26 protein-coding genes are annotated in these 24,568 nt (G+C 54.4%); 8 read left to right on the forward strand and 18 right to left on the reverse strand.

All coding sequences use genetic code 11. The features are described from left to right. Positions 1 to 100 precede the first annotated feature (100 nt). Complete coding sequence (locus tag CHM34_RS10655; protein WP_169713694.1) at positions 101 to 640, forward strand: histidine phosphatase family protein; 540 nt, start codon at positions 101 to 103, stop codon at positions 638 to 640. A gap of 42 nt (positions 641 to 682) precedes the next feature. Here the strand turns inward: CHM34_RS10655 and CHM34_RS10660 are convergent, their stop codons facing one another. From CHM34_RS10660 to CHM34_RS19330, 7 genes are all read right to left on the reverse strand, one after another. Beyond that, positions 683 to 2,473, reverse strand: a complete 1,791-nt coding sequence (locus CHM34_RS10660) for a M3 family oligoendopeptidase (protein ID WP_094264598.1) — start codon at positions 2,471 to 2,473, stop codon at positions 683 to 685. 145 nt (positions 2,474 to 2,618) lie between these two features. Then, entirely contained in the window at positions 2,619 to 2,744 is a 126-nt protein-coding gene (locus tag CHM34_RS19980; protein ID WP_276207696.1) for a YuzK family famiily protein, read from the reverse strand. Positions 2,745 to 2,914: 170 nt separating this feature from the next. After that, positions 2,915 to 3,565 carry a nitroreductase family protein gene (locus CHM34_RS10665; protein ID WP_094264599.1) on the reverse strand — a complete coding sequence of 217 codons (651 nt, stop codon included), beginning with the start codon at positions 3,563 to 3,565 and terminating at the stop codon, positions 2,915 to 2,917. Between the two features lie 167 nt (positions 3,566 to 3,732). Beyond that, a complete protein-coding gene (locus CHM34_RS10670; protein WP_094264600.1) occupies positions 3,733 to 4,110 on the reverse strand; it encodes a carboxymuconolactone decarboxylase family protein in 378 nt (125 codons plus the stop codon). An 89-nt stretch (positions 4,111 to 4,199) separates the two neighbouring features. After that, positions 4,200 to 5,186 (reverse strand): NAD(P)H-quinone oxidoreductase, encoded by a 987-nt coding sequence (locus CHM34_RS10675; protein ID WP_094264601.1) that lies wholly within the window; start codon positions 5,184 to 5,186, stop codon positions 4,200 to 4,202. 83 nt (positions 5,187 to 5,269) lie between these two features. After that, entirely contained in the window at positions 5,270 to 5,962 is a 693-nt protein-coding gene (locus CHM34_RS10680) for a hypothetical protein (protein WP_094264602.1), read from the reverse strand. Positions 5,963 to 6,082: 120 nt separating this feature from the next. Further along, entirely contained in the window at positions 6,083 to 6,232 is a 150-nt protein-coding gene (locus CHM34_RS19330; protein ID WP_169713695.1) for a hypothetical protein, read from the reverse strand. A 224-nt stretch (positions 6,233 to 6,456) separates the two neighbouring features. Between CHM34_RS19330 and CHM34_RS10685 the strand changes: the two genes are divergently transcribed. The 4 genes from CHM34_RS10685 (at position 6,457) to pruA (ending at position 10,399) form a co-directional block, all read left to right on the forward strand. Continuing rightward, a complete protein-coding gene (locus CHM34_RS10685; RefSeq protein ID WP_094264603.1) occupies positions 6,457 to 7,320 on the forward strand; it encodes a DMT family transporter in 864 nt (287 codons plus the stop codon). Positions 7,321 to 7,398: 78 nt separating this feature from the next. After that, positions 7,399 to 7,827, forward strand: coding sequence for a TlpA disulfide reductase family protein (locus tag CHM34_RS10690; RefSeq protein WP_169713696.1), 429 nt, complete (start codon positions 7,399 to 7,401; stop codon positions 7,825 to 7,827). A gap of 45 nt (positions 7,828 to 7,872) precedes the next feature. Beyond that, a complete protein-coding gene (locus CHM34_RS10695) occupies positions 7,873 to 8,655 on the forward strand; it encodes an undecaprenyl-diphosphate phosphatase (protein WP_094264605.1) in 783 nt (260 codons plus the stop codon). A 199-nt stretch (positions 8,656 to 8,854) separates the two neighbouring features. Then, a complete protein-coding gene (gene pruA, locus CHM34_RS10700) occupies positions 8,855 to 10,399 on the forward strand; it encodes an L-glutamate gamma-semialdehyde dehydrogenase (RefSeq protein ID WP_094264606.1) in 1,545 nt (514 codons plus the stop codon). A gap of 113 nt (positions 10,400 to 10,512) precedes the next feature. Here the strand turns inward: pruA and CHM34_RS10705 are convergent, their stop codons facing one another. Further along, positions 10,513 to 10,827 carry a cytochrome C oxidase subunit IV family protein gene (locus CHM34_RS10705; protein WP_094264607.1) on the reverse strand — a complete coding sequence of 105 codons (315 nt, stop codon included), beginning with the start codon at positions 10,825 to 10,827 and terminating at the stop codon, positions 10,513 to 10,515. A gap of 345 nt (positions 10,828 to 11,172) precedes the next feature. Here CHM34_RS10705 and CHM34_RS10710 point away from each other — a divergent pair, with 345 nt between their 5' ends. Further along, positions 11,173 to 11,958, forward strand: a complete 786-nt coding sequence (locus CHM34_RS10710) for an SDR family NAD(P)-dependent oxidoreductase (protein WP_094264608.1) — start codon at positions 11,173 to 11,175, stop codon at positions 11,956 to 11,958. A gap of 250 nt (positions 11,959 to 12,208) precedes the next feature. On the opposite strand, the gene CHM34_RS10715 is transcribed toward CHM34_RS10710, so the two are convergent. From CHM34_RS10715 to sigI, 9 genes are all read right to left on the reverse strand, one after another. After that, positions 12,209 to 13,519, reverse strand: coding sequence for a dihydrolipoamide acetyltransferase family protein (locus tag CHM34_RS10715; RefSeq protein WP_094264609.1), 1,311 nt, complete (start codon positions 13,517 to 13,519; stop codon positions 12,209 to 12,211). A gap of 12 nt (positions 13,520 to 13,531) precedes the next feature. Further along, positions 13,532 to 14,509 carry an alpha-ketoacid dehydrogenase subunit beta gene (locus CHM34_RS10720; RefSeq protein ID WP_094264610.1) on the reverse strand — a complete coding sequence of 326 codons (978 nt, stop codon included), beginning with the start codon at positions 14,507 to 14,509 and terminating at the stop codon, positions 13,532 to 13,534. Then, on the reverse strand, positions 14,502 to 15,587 hold the full coding sequence (pdhA, locus tag CHM34_RS10725; RefSeq protein WP_094264611.1) for a pyruvate dehydrogenase (acetyl-transferring) E1 component subunit alpha: 1,086 nt from the start codon (positions 15,585 to 15,587) through the stop codon (positions 14,502 to 14,504). Before pdhA ends, CHM34_RS10720 begins: the two co-directional genes overlap by 8 nt. A 9-nt stretch (positions 15,588 to 15,596) precedes the next feature. After that, a complete protein-coding gene (locus CHM34_RS10730) occupies positions 15,597 to 16,778 on the reverse strand; it encodes a Leu/Phe/Val dehydrogenase (RefSeq protein ID WP_094264612.1) in 1,182 nt (393 codons plus the stop codon). Positions 16,779 to 16,889: 111 nt separating this feature from the next. Beyond that, a complete protein-coding gene (locus tag CHM34_RS10735; RefSeq protein ID WP_094264613.1) occupies positions 16,890 to 17,672 on the reverse strand; it encodes an enoyl-CoA hydratase-related protein in 783 nt (260 codons plus the stop codon). Positions 17,673 to 17,698: 26 nt separating this feature from the next. Continuing rightward, entirely contained in the window at positions 17,699 to 18,472 is a 774-nt protein-coding gene (locus tag CHM34_RS10740; protein ID WP_094264614.1) for an enoyl-CoA hydratase-related protein, read from the reverse strand. A gap of 310 nt (positions 18,473 to 18,782) precedes the next feature. Continuing rightward, entirely contained in the window at positions 18,783 to 19,031 is a 249-nt protein-coding gene (locus CHM34_RS10745) for an AbrB/MazE/SpoVT family DNA-binding domain-containing protein (RefSeq protein WP_094264615.1), read from the reverse strand. 92 nt (positions 19,032 to 19,123) lie between these two features. Then, positions 19,124 to 20,287 (reverse strand): anti-sigma factor domain-containing protein, encoded by a 1,164-nt coding sequence (locus CHM34_RS10750; protein WP_141201688.1) that lies wholly within the window; start codon positions 20,285 to 20,287, stop codon positions 19,124 to 19,126. Continuing rightward, positions 20,223 to 21,047 (reverse strand): RNA polymerase sigma-I factor, encoded by an 825-nt coding sequence (gene sigI, locus CHM34_RS10755; RefSeq protein WP_169713697.1) that lies wholly within the window; start codon positions 21,045 to 21,047, stop codon positions 20,223 to 20,225. The genes CHM34_RS10750 and sigI overlap by 65 nt, the downstream gene beginning before the upstream one ends. A 190-nt stretch (positions 21,048 to 21,237) precedes the next feature. On the opposite strand from sigI, the gene CHM34_RS10760 reads away from it, so the two are divergent. Further along, a complete protein-coding gene (locus CHM34_RS10760; RefSeq protein ID WP_094264618.1) occupies positions 21,238 to 21,423 on the forward strand; it encodes a hypothetical protein in 186 nt (61 codons plus the stop codon). 137 nt (positions 21,424 to 21,560) lie between these two features. Here the strand turns inward: CHM34_RS10760 and CHM34_RS10765 are convergent, their stop codons facing one another. Further along, a complete protein-coding gene (locus tag CHM34_RS10765) occupies positions 21,561 to 23,504 on the reverse strand; it encodes an acetate--CoA ligase (RefSeq protein ID WP_094264619.1) in 1,944 nt (647 codons plus the stop codon). Positions 23,505 to 23,683: 179 nt separating this feature from the next. Here CHM34_RS10765 and CHM34_RS10770 point away from each other — a divergent pair, with 179 nt between their 5' ends. Then, positions 23,684 to 24,421, forward strand: coding sequence for an alpha/beta hydrolase (locus tag CHM34_RS10770; RefSeq protein ID WP_094264620.1), 738 nt, complete (start codon positions 23,684 to 23,686; stop codon positions 24,419 to 24,421). Positions 24,422 to 24,568: the final 147 nt, after the last annotated feature.

Consider the following 24,568-nt stretch of genomic DNA (forward strand, 5'->3'; position numbering starts at 1 on the left):
CATTCACTCGATCAATTTCTTCCATTTTACATCCCGTGTATTTTCCCATATGATGTCTATATCAATGGATATTCTCACCAAAAAGGACTGGATGGACAACATGTCTACGGTATCCGCACGTTTTTTCCTGGTCAGGCACGGCGATCCCTATTGGGAACTGACAGAAGAACGGAAAATGATCGGAGTGCAAAGGGACTTGGTTCCCCTGTCGGAAACCGGGATCGCGGAAGCGGAATCCACCGCCAAAGACCCCCGGTTCCGGCAGGCGGAACTGATCCTTTCCTCCCCCTATACCCGGGCTTTGCAGACGGCCGCTATCATCAGCCGCAGACAGGATCTCCCGATTCAGGTGGAATACGACCTGCACGAGTGGATCCCGGATCTCACCCTGTCTTATGATTCTTATGAGAAACTCCTGGCGCTTCGGGAAGATTTTTACCGGTGTCGGGGGGAACACCCGAAGGGGGAGACCCGGCCCTGGGAAACCCTGGAGAGCGTCACCCGCCGATCCCGCTCCGTGTTGGAGCGCTATCGCCGTCGGCAACCCGTTATCGTTGTTTGTCACGGAACGGTGATCCAATCCCTGACCGGCGTTCATGATCTTCCGCATGCCGGTGTCTTGGAATGGGGGATCACTTGAAAAAAGCTCCCCCTAAATCAGGGAGAGCCCGTTGCGGCATGATCACTTTTCCGTCAACTCCAGAAACCGCTCAATATCCCGGTTAACCAGATCGGCGGCCCCTTGCCAGAAGTCGGGTCGGGTCAAATCGACCCCCATGTGCTTGGCCGCCAGGTCTTCCACTGTCATTCGGCCTGTGTCCCGCAACACGTTCACATATTTGTCGGCAAAAGAGGGGCCTTCCTCCAGGGCCTTCCCGTAAAGTCCCGTACTGAACAGAAACCCGAAGGTATACGGGAAATTATAGAAAGGAACACCCGTAATGTAAAAATGGAGTTTGGCCGCCCAAAAATAGGGGTGGTATTCCTCCAGCGCCCCGTGAAAAGCGTCTTGTTCCGCTTTCAGGACCAGCTCTTTTACTCGATCCGCGCTGACCGGTCCCTGCTTGCGCCGTTCATAGAAACGCGTTTCAAAGAGGAATCGGGCGTGGATATCCATAAAGAAGGCTACGGACCGCTGAATTTTATTCTCCAAGAGGGCGATTCGTTCCTGATCCGAGGCGGCGGAGCGGATGGAAGCATCCGCGACAATCGACTCGGCAAAGGTGGAAGCCGTTTCCGCCACATTCATCGCATAATGCTGGGCCATCTGCGGAAGATCATCCATCACATACTGATGATAAGCATGCCCCAGTTCATGGGCCAAAGTACTCACATTGGAGGAAGTTCCGGCAAAAGTCATAAAGATCCGTGATTGACCGCTGTCGGCAAAATTTGTACAGAAGCCCCCGGGACGTTTGTCCGCACGATCCTCCGCTTCGATCCAGCGGTCAGCAAAAGCCTTTCGGGCGAACTTCTCCATGCGGGGATCGAATTGACCGAATTGATCGATGATGAACGTTGCCGCCTCATCATAGGTGACCGGCCTTTCCTCCCGGGACAGGGGGGCATACACATCATACCAACTCAGGCGTTCCAAGCCAAGCAGGGAAGCCTTCCGCCGGAAAAAGCGAAGGATGTTTTCCTTATTGGCGTCGATCACATCCCACATGGTATTCAAGGTTGCCTCCGACATCCGGTTGATGTCCAGCGGCTCCTTTAATACGGAATCCCAGCCGCGGTGGCGGTACAGGTTGAGCCGGTATCCCGACAAGTGGTTCAACGCGGAGGTGAGCAGATCCTCTTCCTTTTCCCAGGCCTGATTCAGCTGATGAAACACCTCCCGGCGCAATTCCCGGTTGCCGCTGGACATTTTGTTGGCCGCCTGGCCCACAGATAACTGTTTCGTCTCCCCTTCCTCCCGGACGGGGATACTCATCCGTCCCACAATCGTATTGTACAGTTCCCCCCAAGCATGGTAGCCGTCCACTGAAAGGTCCCCGGCCAGACTCTCCCGCTCCGCCGGCATCTTTTCCTTCGCCCGCTGACGCCGTTCTTTCAGCGGGAAGGCGATCGGCTGAAACCGCCGGTCGTGAAGAAGCTCCCGCCAAGTCTCCCCGGACAGATCCACCAACAGCCGATCCAGAGCGGTCATCGCCGAATCGAAAGCCGCTCCTGCCTGGGACAGTCGGCCCCGCAACAGCTTCGCCTGTTCGTCCTTTACATTTTCCGATGCCACACAGCTGACAAAAGCTCCCGCCTCTCCAAGTCGACGGGAAAGGTCCTGGACCGTATGGAGCAGATTGTCCCAAACATCCAAATCTTCCGTCGTTTCCGGTTCCAATGTCCTCACTTTTTCGGTGAAATGCTGTACATCCTGTTCCAACCGTTCCAAGTACCGCTGAAACGCTTCAGACCGACTGCCTCCCGGAAAGAACACGTCCAGATCCCAGGTCATGCTATACTTTTGAACCATGCCCTCACCCTTTATCTCCGTTTATGTATCGCTGGAACGGAAAAGAAACCGTTCCCATTCATTATACCATATGATACCACCGACAGCCCTTAGAAAGAAAAGAGCCGACAGAAAACCCGCCGGCTCTTTTCTTCACGTGGAGAGATCAAGTAGCCTCGGCCACCGTTCGTCTCGCTTTCCTGTAATTGGCTTCCCGTGTCATTTCCACTTCCATCCGTTTGTCGATGCTGTCTTCATATTCGGCATAAGTGACATGGTGAACAGCGATCATCGCGCGTTCGATGGATGGGGATACCTTTTGGGTATGAATCAGTGGACATCTCCTTTCTGAATTGCCCCTATGGTATCATGGTCCCTTTCAGGAATCAAATTCCATCTGCGCGGTTGAGCTGTTCTCTGTCGGCTTCATCGCCCCTCACGGTTCATCAGCGGGGAGCAGGGTTAAGATTGCGGCTGAAAACTTTCCCCATACCGGTCGATATCCACCACTTCCGACAATGGCAGCCGGGCACATCGGTCCAGATTGAAATCTCCCTCATACCCCAGGGAAATCAACATTGCCGGAAATAATTCCTCCGGGAGATCGACCGCTTCCCGAACCGCCTCCGGAGAAAAACCGATCATCGGACAGGTGGCCAAGCCCATGTCCTTCGCCGCTACCATCAAACTCATGGCGGCCAGGGAGGAACTTCTCAGGGCTTCATCCCTCGCTTTTTGCGGATCATTGACATAGGTGTCACGCATCATCCGCGCTTGCTCCTCCACTTTGGAGTCCCCGTCGGGACCGTAAAATCCCTTGTCTGCAAACTCTTCCGCCACTCGACGGGCACGGCGGTAGGCGGCCAGATCGCCGCAAACGACGATCGTAGCGGAGGCTTGTTCCACCTTCTCCTGACCCATTGCCGCTTTCCGCAGTTTTTTCTTCTGATCCGGATCCCTTACCACAATGAATTTATAATGCTGAAAGTTCCAGGCGGATGGTGCCAAGGTCGTCAACTCGAACAGCTCCGTCAATTGTTCGTCCGTCACCTTCCGGTTCGGATCGTAAACCTTCACCGAGCGACGGGAGCGTAACACTTCTTTCGTCTCCATGAACTTCCTCCTCCAGCGTTAGGATCGTTCCACCACCATGGTACCCCTTTTCCGGCTGACAAAAACGAAAAGCTTCTGTCCTCTTTCCGCCCGACGAAAAAACCGGTGAAAACCCGTCACCACAGGAACAGGCTTCCAACCGGTTAATCAATGATCCTCTTCATCCGTCAGTGCTTCAACTTCCTTCCTTTATCGGGAGTGGTCTTGAAGTCCTTCAGCGCTTCCTGCAATAATGTGACGGCCTGGGACATGGCCACCCCTCCGCCAAAGGCTCCGGCGACGGAGGCCGCCTCCAACACCTGTTGATCACTGGCCCCCTCGTCCACCGCCCCTTTCGTGTGAAAGATGATACAGTATTCGTCATTGGTCATCACACCCAGAGCGACACCGATCAAGTGCTTATGCATCACGGATAGCTCCCCTTTTTGGAAACACGTTTCCGTAAACTGCCGATACGCTCTCGCCACTTTGGGAAGGTGCCTTTCAAAGGTGCCGATCCCTTCTTTGTATTCCTGCAATGCTTCCTGAATCATTGAACCTTCCATCGGGAGACTCCTCCTCTGTTATGGATCATTCGCTTGTATCTTTCGCCTCCCCCGGTCCAATCATTCATCGGAACCCCGTTGGTTCCTTTTCAGGGGGTGATCCGCAGGATGATCTTCCCGATATTTTTGTTGGCTTCCATATATCGGTGCGCTTCTTGAACCTCCTCCATCGGAAACACCCGGTCGACAACCGGCTTAAGGCGTCCATCCTCGAATAAGGGAAGGGCATTCCGGGAGAAATCTTGAGACAGTCGGATTTTATAGGAAAGGCTCCGGGAGCGCAGAGTGGTACCGATCACTTGGATCCGTTTGGCCAAAAAGGGAGCCAGATTAAAATGATCCAGCCGGGTTCCGCTCAAGGTGCTGATCAGGACCAAGGTCCCGTCCAACCCGAGGGAAGCCATATTTTTCTCCCAGTACGAGGCGCCGATAAAATCGAGAATCAAATCGACCCCTTCTCCTTCCGTTGCCTTTTTCACTTCGGTGTCAAAGGCTTCCTCTTTATAGTTAATCCCATGGTCGGCGCCCAGTTTCCGGCATACATCCAGCTTTTTCTCCGATCCTGCCGTCACAAATACCCGGGCTCCCGCCCATTTGGCCAACTGGATGGCGGCGGTGCCGACACCGCTGGCTCCGGCGTGAATCAGGACCCTTTGGTCCTTCTCCAGCGAACCCAGCCAAAACAGCGTTTGATAAGCGGTCAAAAATACCTCAGCAATGGCCGCCGCTTCCTCGAAGGACAGCCCCTCCGGAATCGGCATCGCCATATCCCCGGGGATAACGGCGTATTCGGCATATCCCCCGCCGGGCAACAGACCGAAAACAGGGTCTCCTTTGCTCCAACCGGAACAGTTGGCCCCCACTTCTTCCACAACGCCGGCCATCTCCAATCCCAGCAAGGGACTGGCTCCCGGCGGCGGAGGATACTTGCCCTCCCTTTGTGCGATATCCGCCCGATTCAATGCCGTCGCTTTCACCCGGATCAGAAGTTCATCGTCCGTCAGCTTGGGAGCGGGAGCTTCCCCCAATCTCAGTTGGTCCGCTCCTCCTTGTTGATCCATCAATACCGCCTTCATTAGGAATCACCTTTCTTTCATTCGCCTGAAAAACTTTATTTCCCTTTGATTCCGGGAGAAAAACCCACCGCCCCGAAACAGGCTCAACCGGCACCGTAAGAGACGGATTCCGACAGCTTCTGATAGGCTTCTTCATGGCTTCCTTCCTGCACCAATCGGTCCGCCTTGTTCCATCCTTCATCATCGACAGCGGCGGCATAGGGACGTAATCTTCGAAAGATCTCCACGGCCGCGGCCCAGTCCCCTTGCTCCGCATGAAACAAAGAAAGCTGGTGAATCGCATAGCAAAGTCCCGGTCCCACCAGATTGCGGCCGTCTTCGGGGTGATGCTCTCTGAAACGCTCTTCCTCTCTTTGAATCAGCGTCTTCAGCTCATTTTCCGCTTCTTTCCGCTTTCCCAGACGAAAGCGGTAATAAGTGAGATAAACATCCAAATGGGTACGGCTCATCATATAGTCCATTCCCTCCGGAAAATCAGCCAGAGCCGTCCCCATCCTTTGTTCCGCCGATTCAAACTGCTCCTTTTCCGCATCCATCTCCGCCAATTCCACCAGGCTGCGCACATAAGCGAACCGGCGGTTCTCGTTATCAAAAGGACCTTCGGCTGCCACCGTTTCAAACAGATCGTAGGCCAACTCCTTTTCCCCCCGCTGTAAACAGGTCACAGCGATCAACATCCTGGAGTTGGGATCTTCAAAGTCATCAAAAGTCCGGTTCGGCAAGAGATGGGCGACTTTTTCCTTCGCTTCCCGTTTCAACACTTCCCACTGTGTCATCCAATCCCTCCAAGGTTTATTCACTCCTCCATTTTACCAAATCCGCTTCCGGGAAGAGGAAAACCCTATACAGATGATGGATCGAGCCGAACTATCGACCATCGGAAGGAAGGATCAGCCTTAACGGTTCTCCTCTTTTGCATCCGGGTGGCGTTTTTTTTCATCATCCCGTCTTTTTTTCACCGTCGTCCAATCCGGCAACGACTGAAACACCTGTTCCAAATGGTCCAGATGAGGCGGAATCCGGTTTTCATCGCGCTTTCGTGCCACGAGGATCTCCCTCCTTTTTCCCGTTTACCCGATAGGTTACGGCACCGCTCATGATTTATCACAATGTGGAGGAAGAAAACTCCCCGGGGCATGTTTGATCCTGCTTTCGACTATGTATAGGTAAAAAGGAGATGGACATCCTTTCCCCTGTTCACGCCGAAGGTCCGTTATGGTAGGGTGGGCTTACCCTTCATCCACCCTGACAAGAAAGGAACGACGCAAACATGTGGTTTGTATGGGGATTACTCAGTTCTATGATCTTCGGCATGTCCGGTTTCCTGATGAAAGCCAGCTCCGTGAAAAAAGGTTCGGTGATCACCACTCTGTGGGGACTTTATCTGACCGGAACCGCAGGCTTCGCCGGGTGGTTGGCCCTGACCGGTCAATTCCGTTTTGACGGGCCGATCCTGTTCGGCGGATTGATGATCGGCCTCGGTTCGGCAGCGGGCAACTGGTTGTTCATGGCCGCTCTTCAAAAGGGACCGGCCAGCTTAACCTCCCCCCTCGTCAACACCAACATCCTCCTGATCATCGCTTTTTCGGTCCTTTTCTACGGGGAGAGATTGTCACCGACGGAATGGGGCGGGGTTGCGCTCCTCCTGCTGGCGATCCTGTTCATTCCGATCGATCCGGACGAGGAGTTGGCCATCCGGGACCGACGGTGGTACGGGCTGGTTATCGGCGCGACTCTTCTGTTCACCTTTCGGAACGGAGGGCTCAAGGTGACCGACGAATGGGGAATGGCGGGAGAAACCGTCCTTTTTTACGGTTATTTATTCGGATGGATCTGGTTTACCATCGAAGCTTGGCGTCAGTGGCGCAGAACTTCCGAACAATCTCGAGAGTCCACCCGGTTTCGCGCCGGTTGGATTTGGGGATGCTTTGCAGGAATCTTCTCCTTTACAGGGATGCAATTGTACGCGATCGCCTTGATTGAGGGACCGGCCAGTATCGTCGCCCCTCTCTTCGCCACCAACAGTCTGGTCGTTGCTCTTTTGGCGATCCTGTTCTTCAAGGAACAGCTCTCCCGGGTCCAGAAAATGTCACTGCTTTTTCTCATTGCCGGCTTGGTCTTGACCCGCATCTAAAAAAATGACAAAGGAAATTCCCACCGAACCATGGAAAATCATTTTACCATTCGCATCGCGAGAAGGAGGGACCTGACCGTGTCTTCCGAACAAGCACCGGATTTCTGCTTAACCTCTCTGAATGACGCATCGAAGGTCTGCCTCAGCGACTACCGGGGAAAAGTGGTGCTGCTTTCCTTCTGGGTGACCTGGTGCCCTTCCTGTCAACAGGATCTACCCCAAAAAGAGATCTTCGCCCGATCGCTGGACGCCGATGCCTTCGCCTTTTTCACCATCAACGTCACGGGAAGGGAGGCGGATCCCTCCGAGGTTCCCGCCTTTATCCGGAAAAACGGATACCGGTTCCCGGTTCTGAAGGATGAAGGACGACGCACCTACGATGCTTACGGGATCACTTCCGTCCCCACATCCGTTCTGATCGACCGGGAAGGGCGAATCGCCGGCCGGTATGACGAACATACGCCTTTTGTCCGGGTGATCGAAGCGATTGGCCGGCTCCTTGGCTGAACAAGACCGGACATAGGCTCATCGCGGGGAGGATGAGTGGATCAAATGGACTGGTTGGAAGCCTTGATCCTGGGAGTTACGCAAGGGTTGACCGAATTCTTGCCGATCAGCAGCACCGGGCACCTCTACCTCGGGCGACATCTGTTCGGACTGGACGAAGCGGGCATGTTTCTGGATACCATGCTTCACCTGGGAACTCTGCTCGCCGTGTTGGCGATCTACCGTCGGGAGCTGGTTCAGGTGCTCCGCCGCCCCTTCGGCCGGCTTTCTCTTCTTTTGGCGGCGGGTACCATTCCGACGGCCATTATCGGATTGACGTTTAAGGATTTTTTCGAGGAAGTTTCGCGAACCGGCGCAACCATCGGTTGGGAATTTCTCGCCACCGGTCTGATCCTTTGGATTTCCGACAGCTTAAAGGATGAGGGGACGAAGCAGTTGGATCAAATTTCCTATCTTGACGCCTTCATTATCGGAACCTTCCAGGGAGCGGCCATTCTGCCGGCGATTTCCCGATCCGGCCTGACGATCGCCGCCGCTTTGTACCGGCGGATCGACAAGGGAACCGCCGCCTATTTTTCCTTTTTCCTTTCCGTTCCCGCCATAGCCGGGGGATTCATCCTGCAAACAGGGGAGCTGTTCTCGGGAGAAAGTGAAGGGGTTCCCCTTTCCTCTCTCCTGCTCGCCACCGCAATGTCCGCTTTTTTCGGATATCTGGCCGTCCGTTGGATGGTTAACCTGCTGAAAAAAGGATCGTTGAAAGGGTTCGCCGTCTATGTTTGGATGTTGGGGATCATAGTACTCACTTTACAGTTTACCGGAATCTTTTAAAGAAAGCCCTTATACGGGCCGCTGAATGGATCATCTACCCTTTTCATCCCCACTTTTTAATACGAAATCATGCATAAAAATACGATTGAAAGCGGTAAATAATGAAAATGAGATTTTTTCGGCAAAAATGAAGTTTATCGATTGTTTTTCGAGTAAAATAGATAAGTAGAGCGTTTTCATATTTTGAGGAGGTGTTTTCATGATTCCCTACCATCATGACGAGTGGACGGACTTTTCCAACGAAGAAAACCGGAAAGCCTTCGAAGAGGGAAAACGCAAGGTTGAAAAGAATTTCGGCAAGCATTATGACCTAATCATCAACGGTGAGCGGATCCATACCGACCAAACGATCACTTCGATCAACCCCTCCGACAAAAAACAAGTGATCGGCACCGTGTCCATGGCCACCCGCGACCATGCCGACAAAGCGATGAAGACCGCCCTCGACACCTTTGAAACGTGGTGGAAATGGCCGGCGAAACTGCGGGCGGAAATCCTGTTTAAGGCGGCCGCCATCACCCGGCGTCGCAGACACGAATTCTCAGCCACGATGGTTTACGAGGCGGGTAAGAGCTGGTTGGAAGCCGATGCCGACACCTCGGAAGCTATCGACTTCATGGAATACTACGGCCGTCAGATGCTGGAATTGGACGAAGGAAAGCCGGTCCTGTCCCCGATCGACGAAAATAATGAATACTTCTACCAACCAATCGGGGTCGGCTTTGTCGTTCCCCCGTGGAACTTCCCCTTTGCCATCATGTGCGGAACGACGGTCTCCGCTGTTGTCACAGGCAACACCGTCCTGCTGAAGCCCGCCAGCAACACCCCGGTCGTCGCGGCCAAATTCGTGGAAGTGATGGAGGAAGCGGGCCTTCCCCCCGGTGTGATCAACTTCATTCCGGGCAGCGGCTCCGAAATCGGCGATTATATCGTCGATCACCCCAAACTTCGCTTTGTCAGCTTCACCGGCTCCCGGGAAGTGGGGACCCGGATCTACGAACGGGCGGCCAAAGTGCAAAAAGGGCAAGTCTGGTTGAAGAAAGTAGTCGCCGAGATGGGCGGCAAGGATACGATTATCGTGGACAAAGATGCCGACTTGGATCTGGCCGCAGAGTCGATCGTCAAATCCGCCTTCGGCTATTCCGGGCAGAAATGCTCCGCCTGTTCCCGGGCCATCGTCCATCAGGATGTGTATGACGAAGTTCTCCAGAAGTCGGTACAGTTGACGAAAGAGCTGATTGTGGACAATCCGTCCGATCATCGAACCTTCATGGGTCCGGTGATTGATGAGGGTCAGTTCAACAAAATCAAGGAATACATCGAAATCGGGAAAAAGGAAGGGAAGTTGGTAGTCGGCGGGGAGGACGATGATTCCAAGGGCTTCTTTATTCAGCCGACCATCTTCTCCGATCTGGACCCGGAAGCGAAGATCATGCAGGAGGAAATCTTCGGACCGGTGGTCGCCTTCGCCAAGGCCAAAGATTTCGATGAACTGCTGGAAATCGCCAATAACACGGATTACGGGCTGACCGGTGCGATTATCTCCAAGAACCGCCAGCACCTGGATCGGGCCCGGCAGGACTTCCACGTCGGAAACCTGTACTTTAACCGGGGTTGCACCGGTTCCATCGTCGGCCGTCAACCCTTCGGCGGATTCAAAATGTCCGGCACCGACGCTAAAGCCGGCGGACCGGATTACCTGCTGAATTTCATGGAACCGAAAACGGTAACGGAAAGCTTCTGATGGCATCCGGTTAAAAAACCGGGAATTTCTCCACACAAATTAGCGATGGTCCGTCTGAAAGCGGGCCATCGCTTTTCTATACCGAACTTTTTCAATACCGAACGGAAAGAAGATCAAACCCAGAACAGCATGGCGATAATCGCAGTGGCGGCGACGATGAAACCGCCACCCATAAACAGAATAGGGAAAAAGCTTCCCTTTTGATCCAGGTGCATAAAAGTAAACAGTTGGATCACCACTTGAATCGCCGCCAACAACAAAATCACCGGAATGACCACTCCGTTTGAAACGGCACCGGTGCCCACCAGAGCGAAGGCAATCACCGTCAGAACGATCATCCCGGCAAAGGAGATCAAATGTTTCCCCGCCGTTTCCGGCTTTTCCTGCACACCGGCTCCCTTTTCCGTCGGCTTTTCAATCTGTGCCACGGTTTCATCCCCCTCCTACACCGAAGAATCGCCCTGCACGAAATTATACAATAATTATGAATGGTCCGTCGCCATTTTGTCAATTCTTCCTTCTCCATAAAGGGATTTTTCTGGTATATTCAAATTACCAATAAACATTCGTTCAACGAGTTATACCTCAAAGATGGAATGAGAACTGCATTTCAGTGGAGATGATCGCGAGGTATTCCACTATGAACACATTTTTCAGCAAAAAGGATTTCTCTTTTGCCTTGTTGACTTGGGGACCACTCTTGATCATTCCCATAAAGAGCAAGAACGAAGAAATCCATTTCGATCTCTAACCACAGAAAGGGGGAGTCTTTGTTGCCGGATCACGCCCGTCGCAAAACCGCCTTGATCACCGGGGCTTCCGGTGGCATCGGGCATGCGCTATCCTATCACTTCGCCCGGGATGGACACAACCTGGTTTTGGTCGCCCGCAGCCGCGATCAGCTGAATGCCATGGCCGCCGAACTGGAGGACCACTTCCCGGTATCCGTGCATATCATCGCCATGGATTTATCCGATCCCCGCTCACCGGAAGCTATTGTGGAAAAGGTGCGGGATAAGGAACGATCCATCGATTTTCTGGTCAATAACGCAGGGTTTGGCTTGCTCGGTAAATTCGCCGAGACCGATCTGCGAGATGAATTGGACATGCTGCAACTCAATATCGTCTCCCTCACCCACCTGACCAAGCTGATTCTACCGGACTTATTGGAAAAGGGAGAAGGGAAAATTCTCAACCTGGGCTCCATCGTCTCTTTCCAGCCCGGGCCCCTGATGGCCGTCTACTCCGCCAGTAAAGCGTACGTCCTTTCCTTTTCGGAAGCTCTGGCCAGCGAGCTGGAAGGGACCGGCATCACTGTCACCGCTCTGTGTCCGGGACCCACTCGAACCGGGTTTGCAAAAAGAGCCTTGATGGAAAACGCCAAATCCTTTCAAAAACCGATGGACGTTGAATCTGTCGCCTCCTGCGGCTACCGGCAAATGATGCGGGGAAAATCCGTCGTCGTCCCGGGGCGGAAATACCGATGGATCCAACGGTTCTCCCGCTTTCTGCCCCGTAAGGTGGTCACTCGGTCCGCCAAAGCAATGCAAAGCCATTGACTCCAAAAGATCGGATCATTCAAAAATGGGGTAAGCGAATCGAGATATACGTATGGGAAGAAATAGAAAAGCCCGGCTGAATCGCGCCGGGCTTTTTGAACACGTACTAAGTGCCCCTTCAAGCAACTTTGATCTGTTTTATCCCATGCCGGGGGTGGTCGGGCTGGTAGGCCGTCTCCGATCTCTTGCAAAAAACGCAAAGGATCTACGCCGGCCTGCCACCTTCCCAACTTGGTTACCAGATGGGGCACTAAGCCATTTCCAACAACAATCTTCCCATTTCCGCCGTGTAGGTGCCCATAGTTTGGGTGAAACGGATCGCATCGGCTCCATCGATCACCCGATGGTCGAAAGAGAGGGAAACATTCATCCGCCAACCCGGAACCAGCCGGCCCTCTTGCACCACCGCCCGCTGTTCCACGGGATGGACGGCCAGAATCGCCACCTCCGGCGGATTAATGATCGGGGTGGCCCACCGGCCGCCGAGGGAGCCGGCGTTACTGACCGTAAACGTGCTCCCCTTCATTTCCTCAGGGGCGAGGCTTCCTTCCCGGGCCGCCTTTGTCAGCCGATTCACCTCTTCGGCGATCTGGGGGACCGTTTTCCGCTCCACTTCCCGGATCACCGGCACCACCAATCCACGGGGCGTATCGGCGGCCACACCTAAGTGAACGGAAGAAAAACGCCGGAGAACGCCTTTCTCCTCATCGAAACGGGCATTGAAAAGGGGATGACGCTCCAGCGCCACAGCGACAACCTTAAGCAAGACTGGAAGATATCCGATCTTAAACCTTTTTTCCGTCCCCTGGTTCATCCGTCTGCGCCAGTCCACCAGCCCTTCGGCGTCCAACTCATCGAAATGAGTGGCATGGGGCTTGCGGGTGACGGAAAAGAGAAGACGATCGGCGATCACCCGGCGGGTTTTGGACAGGGGTTCCTCCACGTACTCTTCAGGATCGACACCTTGCGTCGATATGACGCGGGAAGAAACTCCGGAACGGACTCCTTCACCGGCAGTCGGTTCTCCTTCTGCGAAACGGCGTACATCCTCTTTCATCACCCGGCCCCGCGGCCCGGTTCCCTTAATCCGGCGGATATCCACCCCCCGTTCCCGGGCCAGGCGGCGGGTGGAAGGGGTCGCCAACACCCGTCGCCGCTTTCCCTCCATGTCAGAGAAAGGCGCTTTTGATCCCTTCTCAGCAGGAGCCGCGGCGATCGTACCGGTACCGCCGGCGGCTCCTGTCGCCGTTAGGCTCCCCTCTCCCCCGGAAACAGCAGAGGGTGGGGGAGAGGGGGGTGCCCCGTTCTTCGCTTCCGGGGCCCCTGTCTCGCCGATGACCAGGAGCACCTCCCCCACAGTAACCGTCTCTCCCTCGCGCCACCGGATCTCATCGACACGGCCCGCCGCCGGAGAGGGAAGCTCCACCACCGCCTTATCCGTCTGCACCTCGACAACCGGCTGGTCCTGTTCCACCCGTTCCCCTTCGTCAATCAACCATCGGACCACCTCCGCCTCGGCGACGCCTTCCCCGACATCCGGCAGTTGAAACGCAACACTCACGGGCTTCCCTCCTCAAAAATTGATCACCTGATCCACGGCCTCTTCGATACGGCACAAATTGGGACGGAAATCATCCTCCAAGGCAAACATCGGAACCGGTACATCAAATCCGGTCACACGGGTCACCGGAGCTTCCAACCACAAAAAGGCATGCTCATCGATCAGTGCCGTCAACTCCGCACCTAAACCGGCGGTTTTCGGCGCCTCATGAACGATGACCGCCCGCCCGGTCTTTTTCACCGATCCGATGATCGTCTTTTCATCCAGGGGGTACAAGCTGCGTAGATCGATCAAATCACAGGAAATCCCCTTCTTCGCCAATATCCGGGCCGCCTGTTCCGCCAAGGGAACCATCGCTCCCCAGGCGATCAGGGTGACATCTTCTCCTTCACGAACCTGCCGGGCACAGCCCAACGGGACCTCATACTCCCGGTCCGGTACTTCTCCCCGAAAAGCCCGGTAGATCTTCATCGGTTCCAGATAGATCACCGGATCCGGATCTCGAACCGCCGCTAACAGCAATCCCTTCGCATCATAAGGGGTGGAGGGAACGACCACCTTCAGACCGGGAATATGTACGAACAGAGATTCCGTTGAGTCGGAATGGAGCTCCGGTGCCCGGATTCCCCCGCCGTAAGGGACCCGCACCACGAGAGAAGCGGGATATTGTCCCTGGGTTCGCGTCCTCAACCGGGCGGCATGGGTGACGATTTGCTCGAAACCGGGGTAGATGAAACCCATGAACTGGATTTCGGCGATGGGCCGAAGACCGTTCACCGCCATACCGATGGAAGCGCCGATGATCCCCGCTTCGGCCAGAGGGGTATCGATCACCCGTTCATCCCCGAAGGTATCCCACAACCCTTCCGTTGTGCGAAAAACCCCGCCGTTTTTTCCGACGTCCTCCCCCAGGACGACAACAGACGGATCCAATTCCAGGGAGAAGCGGATCCCTTCATTGATCGCCTGGACCAGCGTCATCTCAGGCATGGGTTTCATCCCCTCCCGTCAACTGCCTCCGTTGCCGAACCAATTCCGGCGGCAAATCCTTGTAAACATGGGCGAACAAGTGTGACGGTGGGGGGGCGGGTGCCGCTTCCGCTTCCTTCACCGCAGCCTCCACGGTCTCCCGGCACCGCTGTTCCCATTTTCGGGCCCGGTCTGGGGTGAGAAGCCCTTCTTCCATCAACAGGCGTTCATAGCGGGCGATCGGATCTTTTTCTTCGGTCCATTCCCGTACTTCGGAATCTTCCCGGTAACGGGTGGCATCATCGGCGGTGGTGTGGGCACCCCTGCGATAAGTGACCGCCTCAATCAAAGTGGCGCCCTCCCCGTTTTTACCTCGGCGTACTGCCTCTTCCATCGCCGTGTAAACCGCCAGCACATCGTTACCGTCCACTTGGATTCCCCGGATCGCATAGGCGGACGCCCGTTCCGCCACAGTCGGCACAGCGGATTGGCGGGAAAAGGGAACACTGATCGCATAGTGATTGTTCTGACAGAAAAAAACAACGGGCAGCCTAAATACCCCTGCAAAATTACAGGCCTCATGAAAATCCCCCTCCGAGGTGGCCCCGTCGCCGAAATAGGCCACCGCTACAGAGGGTTCCCTTTTCATCTTGGCCGCCCATGCTGCCCCCATCGCCTGAGGAATCTGAGTGGCGATGGGAACATAAGGAGGAAGGACCCGAACCCCTTCCGGGGCTCTATTTCCCTCCACTCTTCCCATCCAGTAAAGCAGGATTCGGTCAAGCGGCATTCCGGCCACCATAGCCACTCCATGTTCGCGATAACTGGGAAAAATCCAATCCTCTTTTCCCAAAGCCAGAGCGCTTCCCACCTGAGCCGCCTCTTGGCCCTCCATCGGGGCATAGGTGCCGATCCTTCCCTGGCGCTGCAATGTGACGGACCTTCGGTCAAACAGACGCACCTGGACCATCCACTGATAAAAAGCCCGCTTCCGATCCTCGGGCATCCTCTCCCAAACATCCCTGCCTGTCTCCGTCAAATGCCCGTCCGGCCGAACCAGTTGGATACCTACTCGCTCCATCTGCTTCAAGTCGACCATCCCTTCACCTCATCTGTGCGGTTTAAAACCGAGCAAAATTCGTTTCAGATCCGCCACCTGGCGCAGCCGTTCCAGTACAAGCCGGTCAGCGGCCCGACAGACGGGGAGGTCTTCCTCTCTGGAAAGTTGATAGATTTTGAGCAGCATCTCGTAGATGGCCCGGGTTTTCTCCATCACCCGATCCTTGTGATATCCATTCAGCTCATCAGCCACCTGGATCAGCCCACCAGCGTTCACCAGATAATCCGGTGCATATAAAATCCCCCGTTCATGAAGCGCATCACCATGACGCTCCCGGGCCAGCTGGTTATTGGCGGAACCCACCACCGCCGAACAGGTCAGCTCATCGATGGTCGCATCGTTGATCACCCCGCCGATGGCACAGGGAGCAAAAATGTCGCAGGGATAACGGTGAACCGTCTTCACATCAGCGGTTTCCACGGAATCACCATACTCCTCTTTTAATTCCCGAACCCGATCGGTATTGACATCGGCGATAATCAAACGGGCTCCTTCCTCCACCAGTTGAGCGACCAGCCTCGCTCCCACTTTGCCCACGCCCTGGATCGCGAAAGTCAGGCCCGACAGGTCCGTCGTCCCCCATAAGTGCTGTGCCGTCGCCCGAAATCCCTGTATGACCCCGTATGCAGTGGGAATCGATGTATCCCCGCTGCCACCGTGAGTGACAGGGAGTCCGACAAAGCAACGGGATTCCCTGGCGGCATGAACGAAGTCCTCCGGCATGGTACCCATATCGGTTCCGGTGTAGAACCGTCCGTTCAAACCGCCGATAAAGCGTCCGAAGGCACGAAACAGCTCGGGGCTCTTGTCCGTCAGCGGATCCCCGATGATCACCGCTTTTCCCCCGCCGAAATCGACATCAGACAGCCCGCACTTGTACGTCATCCCTCTGGATAAGCGAAGCACATCCCGTAAAGCTTCCCCCGTCGTGGCGTAGGGTACCATCCGGCAACCGCCGAGAGCCGGCCCCATCGTGGTATCGTGAATCGCGATAATCGATTTCAACCCGGAACCCCGATGTCGAAAGAAAATAACCTGTTCGTGACCGTCCTCTTCCATCTGTTCGAACACATCGTCCATCAGATTCGCGGTGCCTTCCCGGGCGGGAACCTCCTCCCGGGAAGGTTTTTCCTTTGTCGGATGATCGCTGTTCAGTACTTTCAACGCCATCATTCCCATTCATAAGAGATTTCGAATGATTTTGCCGTACATTCGCCCATCCATCCCTTACTATATGCCCGAAGAGAGACGGGAGTTCGCATAAGGACCCCTTCGGTTCACTTATTTTCCAGAAAACCGGGGGAACCGTTTTTCCACAAAAGCCTGGACTCCCTCCCGAAAATCCGCAGTCTTGCCGGCGATCTCCTGCATCTGAGCTTCATATTCCAGCGCATCGGCCAACCGGGAATCCACCGCTTGATAAAGGGAACGTTTGATCAATCCCATAGTTTTTGTCGGACCCTGAGCCAGCTGTTGCGCCCAATTCCTCGTTTCTTCCTCCAAACGGTCGTGAGCGACGAGCCGGTTGGCCAAACCGATTTGAACTGCCTCCTCCGCTTCAATATCCCGGCCGCTCAGCGCCAGATCCATCGCCCGTCCGAACCCGACAAGCCGGGGTAAAAAATAGCTGGATCCGCTGTCCGGAACCAGTCCGATCCGAACAAAAGCTTCCACAAATTTGGCCCGGTCGGAGATAATCCGCAAATCGCATGCCAGAGCCAGGCTGCAACCAGCTCCCGCAGCCACCCCGTTGACCGAAGCGATCACCGGCTTCTCCATTTCAGTGATCGCTTGAACCACCGGATTATAACGTTCACGAACGCTGTCACCCAGTGCCATCCGGTCGATATTGGGATCGCGGTCATTGAGATCCTGTCCCGAACAAAAGGCTTTCCCGGCACCGGTGATCACGACGGCCCGGACCGCCTCATCTTTTCCGGCTTCCCGGAGAATGGTCAGCAGTTCGCGATTCATCACTTGATCAAAGGCGTTATAAACCTGGGGGCGGTTGAGAGTAACGACCCCCACACCGGATTCCTTCGAATAAACAACCGTATTTGCCATGATGTTTCCTCCTTGGAATATTGGATTTATTTCCCGCGAAAACGAGGCTTGCGCTTCTCCTGAAAAGCTTTCATCCCTTCCCGTTGATCCTCGGTGGCGAACAGGAAATAGAAGAGCTTCTGCTCATAGTCAAGCCCTTCCTCCACCGTTGTATCAAAAGACTTGAGTACCGAGCGTTTGGCCAGCCGGACCGCGACAGGCGGTTTGGAAGCCACTTCCCGGGCCAGCTTCATCGCCTCCTCCTCCAACAACTCCACCGGCACCACCCGATTGATCAATCCAGCATTCAAAGCTTCCCTCGCTGTCATCGACCGACCCGTCAGTACCATTTCCATCGCCCGCGCCTTACCCACCGCCCGGGAAAGCCGCTGCGTCCCCCCCGCACCGGGCATGACCCCCAGGTTCACCTCCGGTTGACCGAAGCGGGCCTTTTCCGAAGCCAGAATCATATCGCATACCATGGCCAACTCGCATCCCCCGCCGAGGGCCGGTCCGCTGACTGCGGCGATTAAGGGCTTGGAAAAGCGGCGGATCCGATCCCACTGAGCAAATTGGTCTTCCAGCAACATCTCCACAGCGCTCGATTCCGCCATCTCATCGATATCGGCCCCGGCGGCAAAACATTTGGGTCCCCCGGTAATCAGGGCAACCCGCACCTCGTCGTCCCGATCCATCTTGTCCAACACATCCGCCAATTCCGCCACCAGCTCTTTGTTGAGCGCATTGAGCACCCGGGGACGGTGAAGCTGAACGCGTCCCACTCCTTCTTTTTGGGAAATGATGAGGTGTTTCGTGTCCATCGTTGTCTCCTTTCATCAACAAGGCATCCCCATCCTAAAGCGCTTACATTTCTCATTTTTATAAAGAATGAGCCGATTGGGATTCCGTGACTATTTTAACAAAAGGGGTGATCGTTTGTCAGTGATGCGCTTTACAGGGATAAAGCAGACTAAAAGAAAAAGCCCCGTAAGGGCTCTCGGCTGTTAATCATTTAACGGGCTGTAGGATCGGAACCGGTTGTCCCCCGCTTCTGAATCCGGTTAAAGACAACGGGCGAAAAACCGGTTCCTCCCTACTCCCTTTATCAACAGCCTCCTCACGGGTCGATCGCTAGGATACGTGGGTTCGGGTCTCTTCCAGACACCCTTCACAGATGATTTTTCCTTTAAAATAGAACAGCTTGTCCTTGGAATCACAAAAGACGCAGGAAGGGTTATATTTCTGAAGAACGATGTTATCTCCGTTCACAAATATCTCCACTCCGTCATGAGGGTTGATATTCATCGTGTCCCGGAGTTCCTTCGGCAAAACAATACGTCCAAGATGATCCACTTTACGTACAATCCCGATACCTTTCATCGCTGTTCCCCCGATACTCGTCATTTCGGGAGATGTCGGCTCACACATTACGAGGAGAGGAGGTTCGACAAAGGTAACGGTGTTTGGAAGCCTTACTGTTCGTTTTCGACATCGCTCTGTTGATCCCGGTCTTCGCCATCGTCGGGATCACGGGTGCCGTCCTGCTGCTCGTCCTTTGAATCGTCGGAATCGGAAGGATCCTTTTCAGGATCCTCCTCGGGCGGTTGTGGTTCCTCTTCGGGTTCCTCCGGTTTGGAAGATGAATCGTCGGAATCATCGCCGTTACCGGAGGATCCTTCTTCCTGATCAGGCGGTGAAGAAGAATCGGATTCTTCCTGCTCCTCTTCCTTCGAATTCTCTTCTTTATTTTCATTGTCGGGATCCTCTTTGGAAGGATCACCGGGTTCCTGTTCTTCGTCGGCTGACTCTTTTTCTTCCTTTTCTTCTTTTTGGTCTTCATCTTCCAATTCCGCGATCCACTCTTCCCACTCCCCGTCCGACGGTGGATTGCGCAGGACCGGGGAAATATCGATACGGGCCATCAAATCGTTGATGGACAACCGGGACAACTCTTCCGGCTGGATCGTCTTTCCTTCCCGTTTCCCCAACAGCCAAACGGCGTATTTCGCTGGAGAAATCCCCTTTTCTTCCGCTCTCGTCTTGACCGAGCCGGGCAGTGAAAGGGTGGAAACGTCCAAGTCGGTCCGATGGAGCTCAGGGTCCTCTTCCAACGTCTGCTTGATGTGGTGCAATGTATCATCGGTCGGCTTCACCGGCGGGTTGTTGGAAGATACCCGGGAGACGAGAACCCGCTCCTTCGGCTGAACGACCCCGGTGCTTTGGGCCCGGGACAGAACCTCCACCACGAACTGATCGACTTGGTCCCCTTCCCAATCCATTCCGGTAAGCAACTGCTTGCCCGATTGGTTCAGAGGCCGGACCTGGATCACTTCGTTTTTCTCGTTCAACCCCAACTCCAAACTCGGGTTGAGATCGAGGTAAACATAGGTTTCCGCCTGGGCTTGTGACGGACCGAGTAACGGAAGCATCAGAAAGAAAGCGATCACCGCCGCCGCTAACCCTCCCGCCATCCAGGTGCGCCGACTCCGGTAGACCGGATTTTGTTCCGGAGAAAAACGAATTTCATCCCCGGGTTGTACATCGCCTCTCCGACGCGATACCTTCAGGAACTCACCGTCCGGTGTCATGACTACCCAATGCCGCCGACCGACTTCCATGACAATCCCCTTCCGCACAATTACCACCCCCCTTCATGTCGATGGGTAAGTCGAGGTATTCCCGCATTAAGGGCAAATCCTCAACAATTACCAAGACGAGAGCGATCAAATACGTCCGGTGGCGCTTCAGCGTTCGACGGTGACACCCTACTCGCTCCGCAAACTCCTTCTTGATTCTTTTTCCTCGAAAAAACTGTTCCCTCAAATCTTTCTCAGCGGCGATTCTGCAAGCGATCTTCAACATATCCTCCCGCGTGTCCCGATGTTTGGGAGAGACGTGGACTAAGTCCCTAATGCGGATTTTGTACCGGTTTAACGCCTCAGCGAATTGAGCCAGTTCGCTGCGCCGCATTTCCGCCAGCTCCCTCTCCCGATACCGGGCGAAGGATTGGGCAATCACTTCCGGATAATGGGACTCATTCTCCTTGGATCCGGGAGGAACCAACGGCAACTGGTTTTGATGTTTTTGCTCCCGCCGGTAATAGTCGGCCAGACGTCGCTGTACAACCATATAGGCGAACGTGAGAAATGAAGAGGGCTGATCTGGTTCGTAACGGCTGATCGCTTCATTAAACCCCGACAGCGCGATCGAAAACTCATCATCCTGGTTCGTAACAGGGCGCTTGCAGATTCGGGAGGCGATTTTCTTGATGTATGTCTGGTGTTCGCCCAGCAGTTCTTCTCGATACTCGGATGATGAATCAGTCTGGGCTTTCAGTACGCGCTCTTCCAATTCGCGTTTTTTTCGGTATCGATCACCGTCCCCCGGAACGTGCAATGCCGACACCTCTCCCTACTTTATATATTCGAACCTTTGCCCGTTTTTTTGTCCGTTTGGGGCTGATTCCTATGTAAAGTCAACGTAGGGTCCAGCGATCGAACGTACATAAAGGAGTATAAGAACAGGAAAGATAAAGAAAAAAGATCCCCGATCAAGCATATGGATCCTACCTAAGGAGGTTTTCAGCATGGGGGAAGCCCCCGACCACCGAAAAAAAGAAAAAAGTCCGCAAGTCGCTCCGGGAATGGACGATGAAGCCATAAAGGCCGATGCCACAGCCGAAGAAATCCGCCGCGGAGATTTCACCTCCGTCACCCGGTTGGAAAGAGAACCGAACCGCCGCAACACGGCGATCGATAATGAAAACGACTAATCGACATGCTTCAACTCGACGAAAACCGGAACCCCGAAACGATTCAGAAAACGACCGATTTTCGAAAAGAGCCCGCTCTCCGAAACGGGCTCTTTCTATATGCAAACCCTCTCGTTATTGTAACACGACCCGTGCCGTCATTTCACTGCTGAACGTTGAACAACTTTCACCGCTTCCGGATTTTCCAGGGAGGATAGATCTCCGGCATCCCGGCCGGTGTAAGCCGCCTTGATCGCGCGGCGCAAAATCTTCCCGTTTCGCGTCTTGGGCAACTCTTTCACAAAGTAAACCGCTTTCGGTCTGAGAGCCTTCCCCAGATTCTTGGCAACGGAGCCGATCAGCTCCAAACGCAAGTCTTCACTCTCCCGGGCCTTTGGATTGAGAACGACAAAACAAACCGCCGCTTCCCCTTTATCCGAATCCGGCACCCCGATCGTCGCCGCTTCTGCAACCTCGGGATGATCCACAAGGACGGACTCCACTTCTGCCGGACCCAGCCTTTTTCCGGCAATCTTCAGTGTATCATCGGATCGGCCCGTAATGTACCAATACCCTTCTTCATCTGTTTCCACCCAGTCTCCATGCACCCAGCAATTGGGCCACCGGCTCCAATAAGTGTTCTCATACCGCTCCGGGTCTCCCCAGAAGCCGCGGGTCATTCCCACCCAGGGTTGCCGCATCACCAGTTCCCCTACTTCACCGCGGACGGAGTTCCCCTTTTCATCGACGATGTCCGCATCCATTCCCGGCATCGGCCCATTGAAGGAACAGGGAGCGATTGGTTCCATCAAGTTACTAGATAGAATACCGCCGGAAATCTCCGTCCCCCCTGAATAATTCCAAATGGGAACACGCTTTTTTCCCACTGTTTCAAACAGCCACTGCCAAGGCTCCGGATTCCACGGTTCTCCTGTCGATCCGAAAACCCGAAGGGAGGTAAGATCGTGACGGTTGACCCATTCCTCTCCATGCTTCATCAGCGCCCGAACCACCGTCGGGGAAATTCCCAGGTGAGTCACTCCGTGATCGGCAACCACCTGCCACAGGCGGTCCGGTTCCGGGTAATCCGGTGTTCCCTCAAACAAAACCATGGTACTGCCGGACAACAGCGTCCCGAATACCATCCAGGGGCCCATCATCCAACCCATATCCGTCATCCAAAACAGGGTGTCACCGACCCTCAAATCCATTCCGTAACCGGCGTCAAAAGCGGCTTTCACCGGAAATCCGGCATGAATGTGGACAGTCCCTTTAGGGCGCCCCGTCGTCCCTGAAGTATAAATAATCATAAAGGGATCATCAGCGTCGGCATGCACCGGTGGAAGCGCTTTCGATTCCGTCATCAATTGATCCCAGTCGACATCCCGCTCTCCGTTTTCCGGTATATCCCGCCCCAAACGTCGAACGACAACCACTTTTTCCACACTGGGGGACAGATCTGCCGCTCGATCCGCTTCTTCCTTCATTTTGATCGCTTTTCCCCGGCGTAAAAATCCGTCGGCGGTCACCAGAACTTTGGCTCGACAGTCCCGTAGCCTGGCGGCGACAGCCTCCGCACCGTATCCCGAGAAACAGGGAGTGAAAACCGCTCCGATCCGGGCCGCCGCCAGCATAGCGATCACGTTTTCCACGACCATGGGCAGATAGATAGCAATCCGATCCCCGTATTGCACACCCAACCGGGTCAGTCCTCTCGCAAAACGGTTGACCGCATTCTGAAGTTCGCGGTACGTCCATTTGCGAACCTCTCCATCATCCCCTTCCCAGACGACTGCTAACCGGTTCCGGGAGGAAGAGGCTTTGGCAAAGCGGTCCACACAGTTATGGGAAATATTGAGTTTACCGTCGACAAACCAGCGGGACCAAGGAACCCCGTCAGAGGAATCCAGCACTTGGCGGTAGGGATGAAACCATTCCAGCTCCAGATCCCGAATGACTTCCTCCCAAAACCAGGGCGTATTTCTTACGGATCGCTGGTAAAATTCATCGTAGTCCGTGATGCCGTTTTTCTCCATCAGTTGGAACATTCTCATTTTTTTCTTCATTTCATCCGTGGGAAACCAGACTGCTTTCCTTACCATTGCCGTCACCCCGTTTTATGGACGTTCCCCTTTATTTTAAATCGGAGTTGCAAGGCCGTCAAAAAATAGATTTTCTTCGGAAAGATGTATCCCCCGTTGATTTTTTCGTTTTTTCCGGGTCACGAAGCCAAAAAATTGGGGTACAATAGTCAACACGGTAAAAAAGAGTGGTGCATGCAATGGATAAAAAGTACCTGAAACGGACAATTCTCAAACGGGAAGTGGAAAGCCGGCACCTGAAGGAAAACCGGGATATTCAAGTTTATTTGCCCCCGGATTATGATGAAGCGGAACGTTATCCCATCCTTTACCTTCAGGATGGAGATGATTACTTCAACCTCGGCCGTCTGGCCACCCAAGCCAACCGGCTCATTCTGGACAGTGAAATCCGTCCCCTGATCGCCGTGGCCATCCCGGTCGATAAAGAAAAACGAACGGCGGAGTATGCCCCGGTCGGTGAGCGGCATTCCGCCTATCTCCGTTTTTTCGCGGAGGAGCTCCTTCCCCGAGTGGAAGAGGAATTCTCCGTCTCCGCTTCTTCCCGCGACCGGGTCCTGGGCGGGTCATCCTTGGGGGGCACGGTATCGCTTCACTTGGCGCTGAAGTATCCCTTGCTGTTTGAAAACATTTTCTCCCAATCCGGCGCCTTCTTGGAGCGGACTTTGGAATCCATCCGTCAATCCGAAACCCTGGATCATCTGGAAATCTACCAGAGCATCGGAAAATCGGAGACGGCAGTACCCACCCACATGGGCAACCTCGATCTTTTGGCCCGCAACCGGGAAGTCCATCGCGCCCTTCAGGAAAAAGAAGCGAGAATCCACTATTCCGAACAGGAAGGAAACCACACCTGGGGCTTTTGGCAAAAAGATTTGCCTGACGCCTTGAACATCTTTTTCGGAACGAACCGTTCCTAGGGCCCCTTCAGACAGCTTTGTTCTGTCTTTCTGGAAGGACGATCATTAACACAAATCAACACGACCCGCCGAATCAATCGGCGGGTCGTGTTGTAATAGAAAGTTCCCGCATCTTGTATCTTGGCCCCGCCATTAAAAAAACCGCCT

This window comes from Paludifilum halophilum (genome assembly GCF_002245355.1).
Taxonomy (GTDB): domain Bacteria; phylum Bacillota; class Bacilli; order Thermoactinomycetales; family DSM-45169; genus Paludifilum; species Paludifilum halophilum.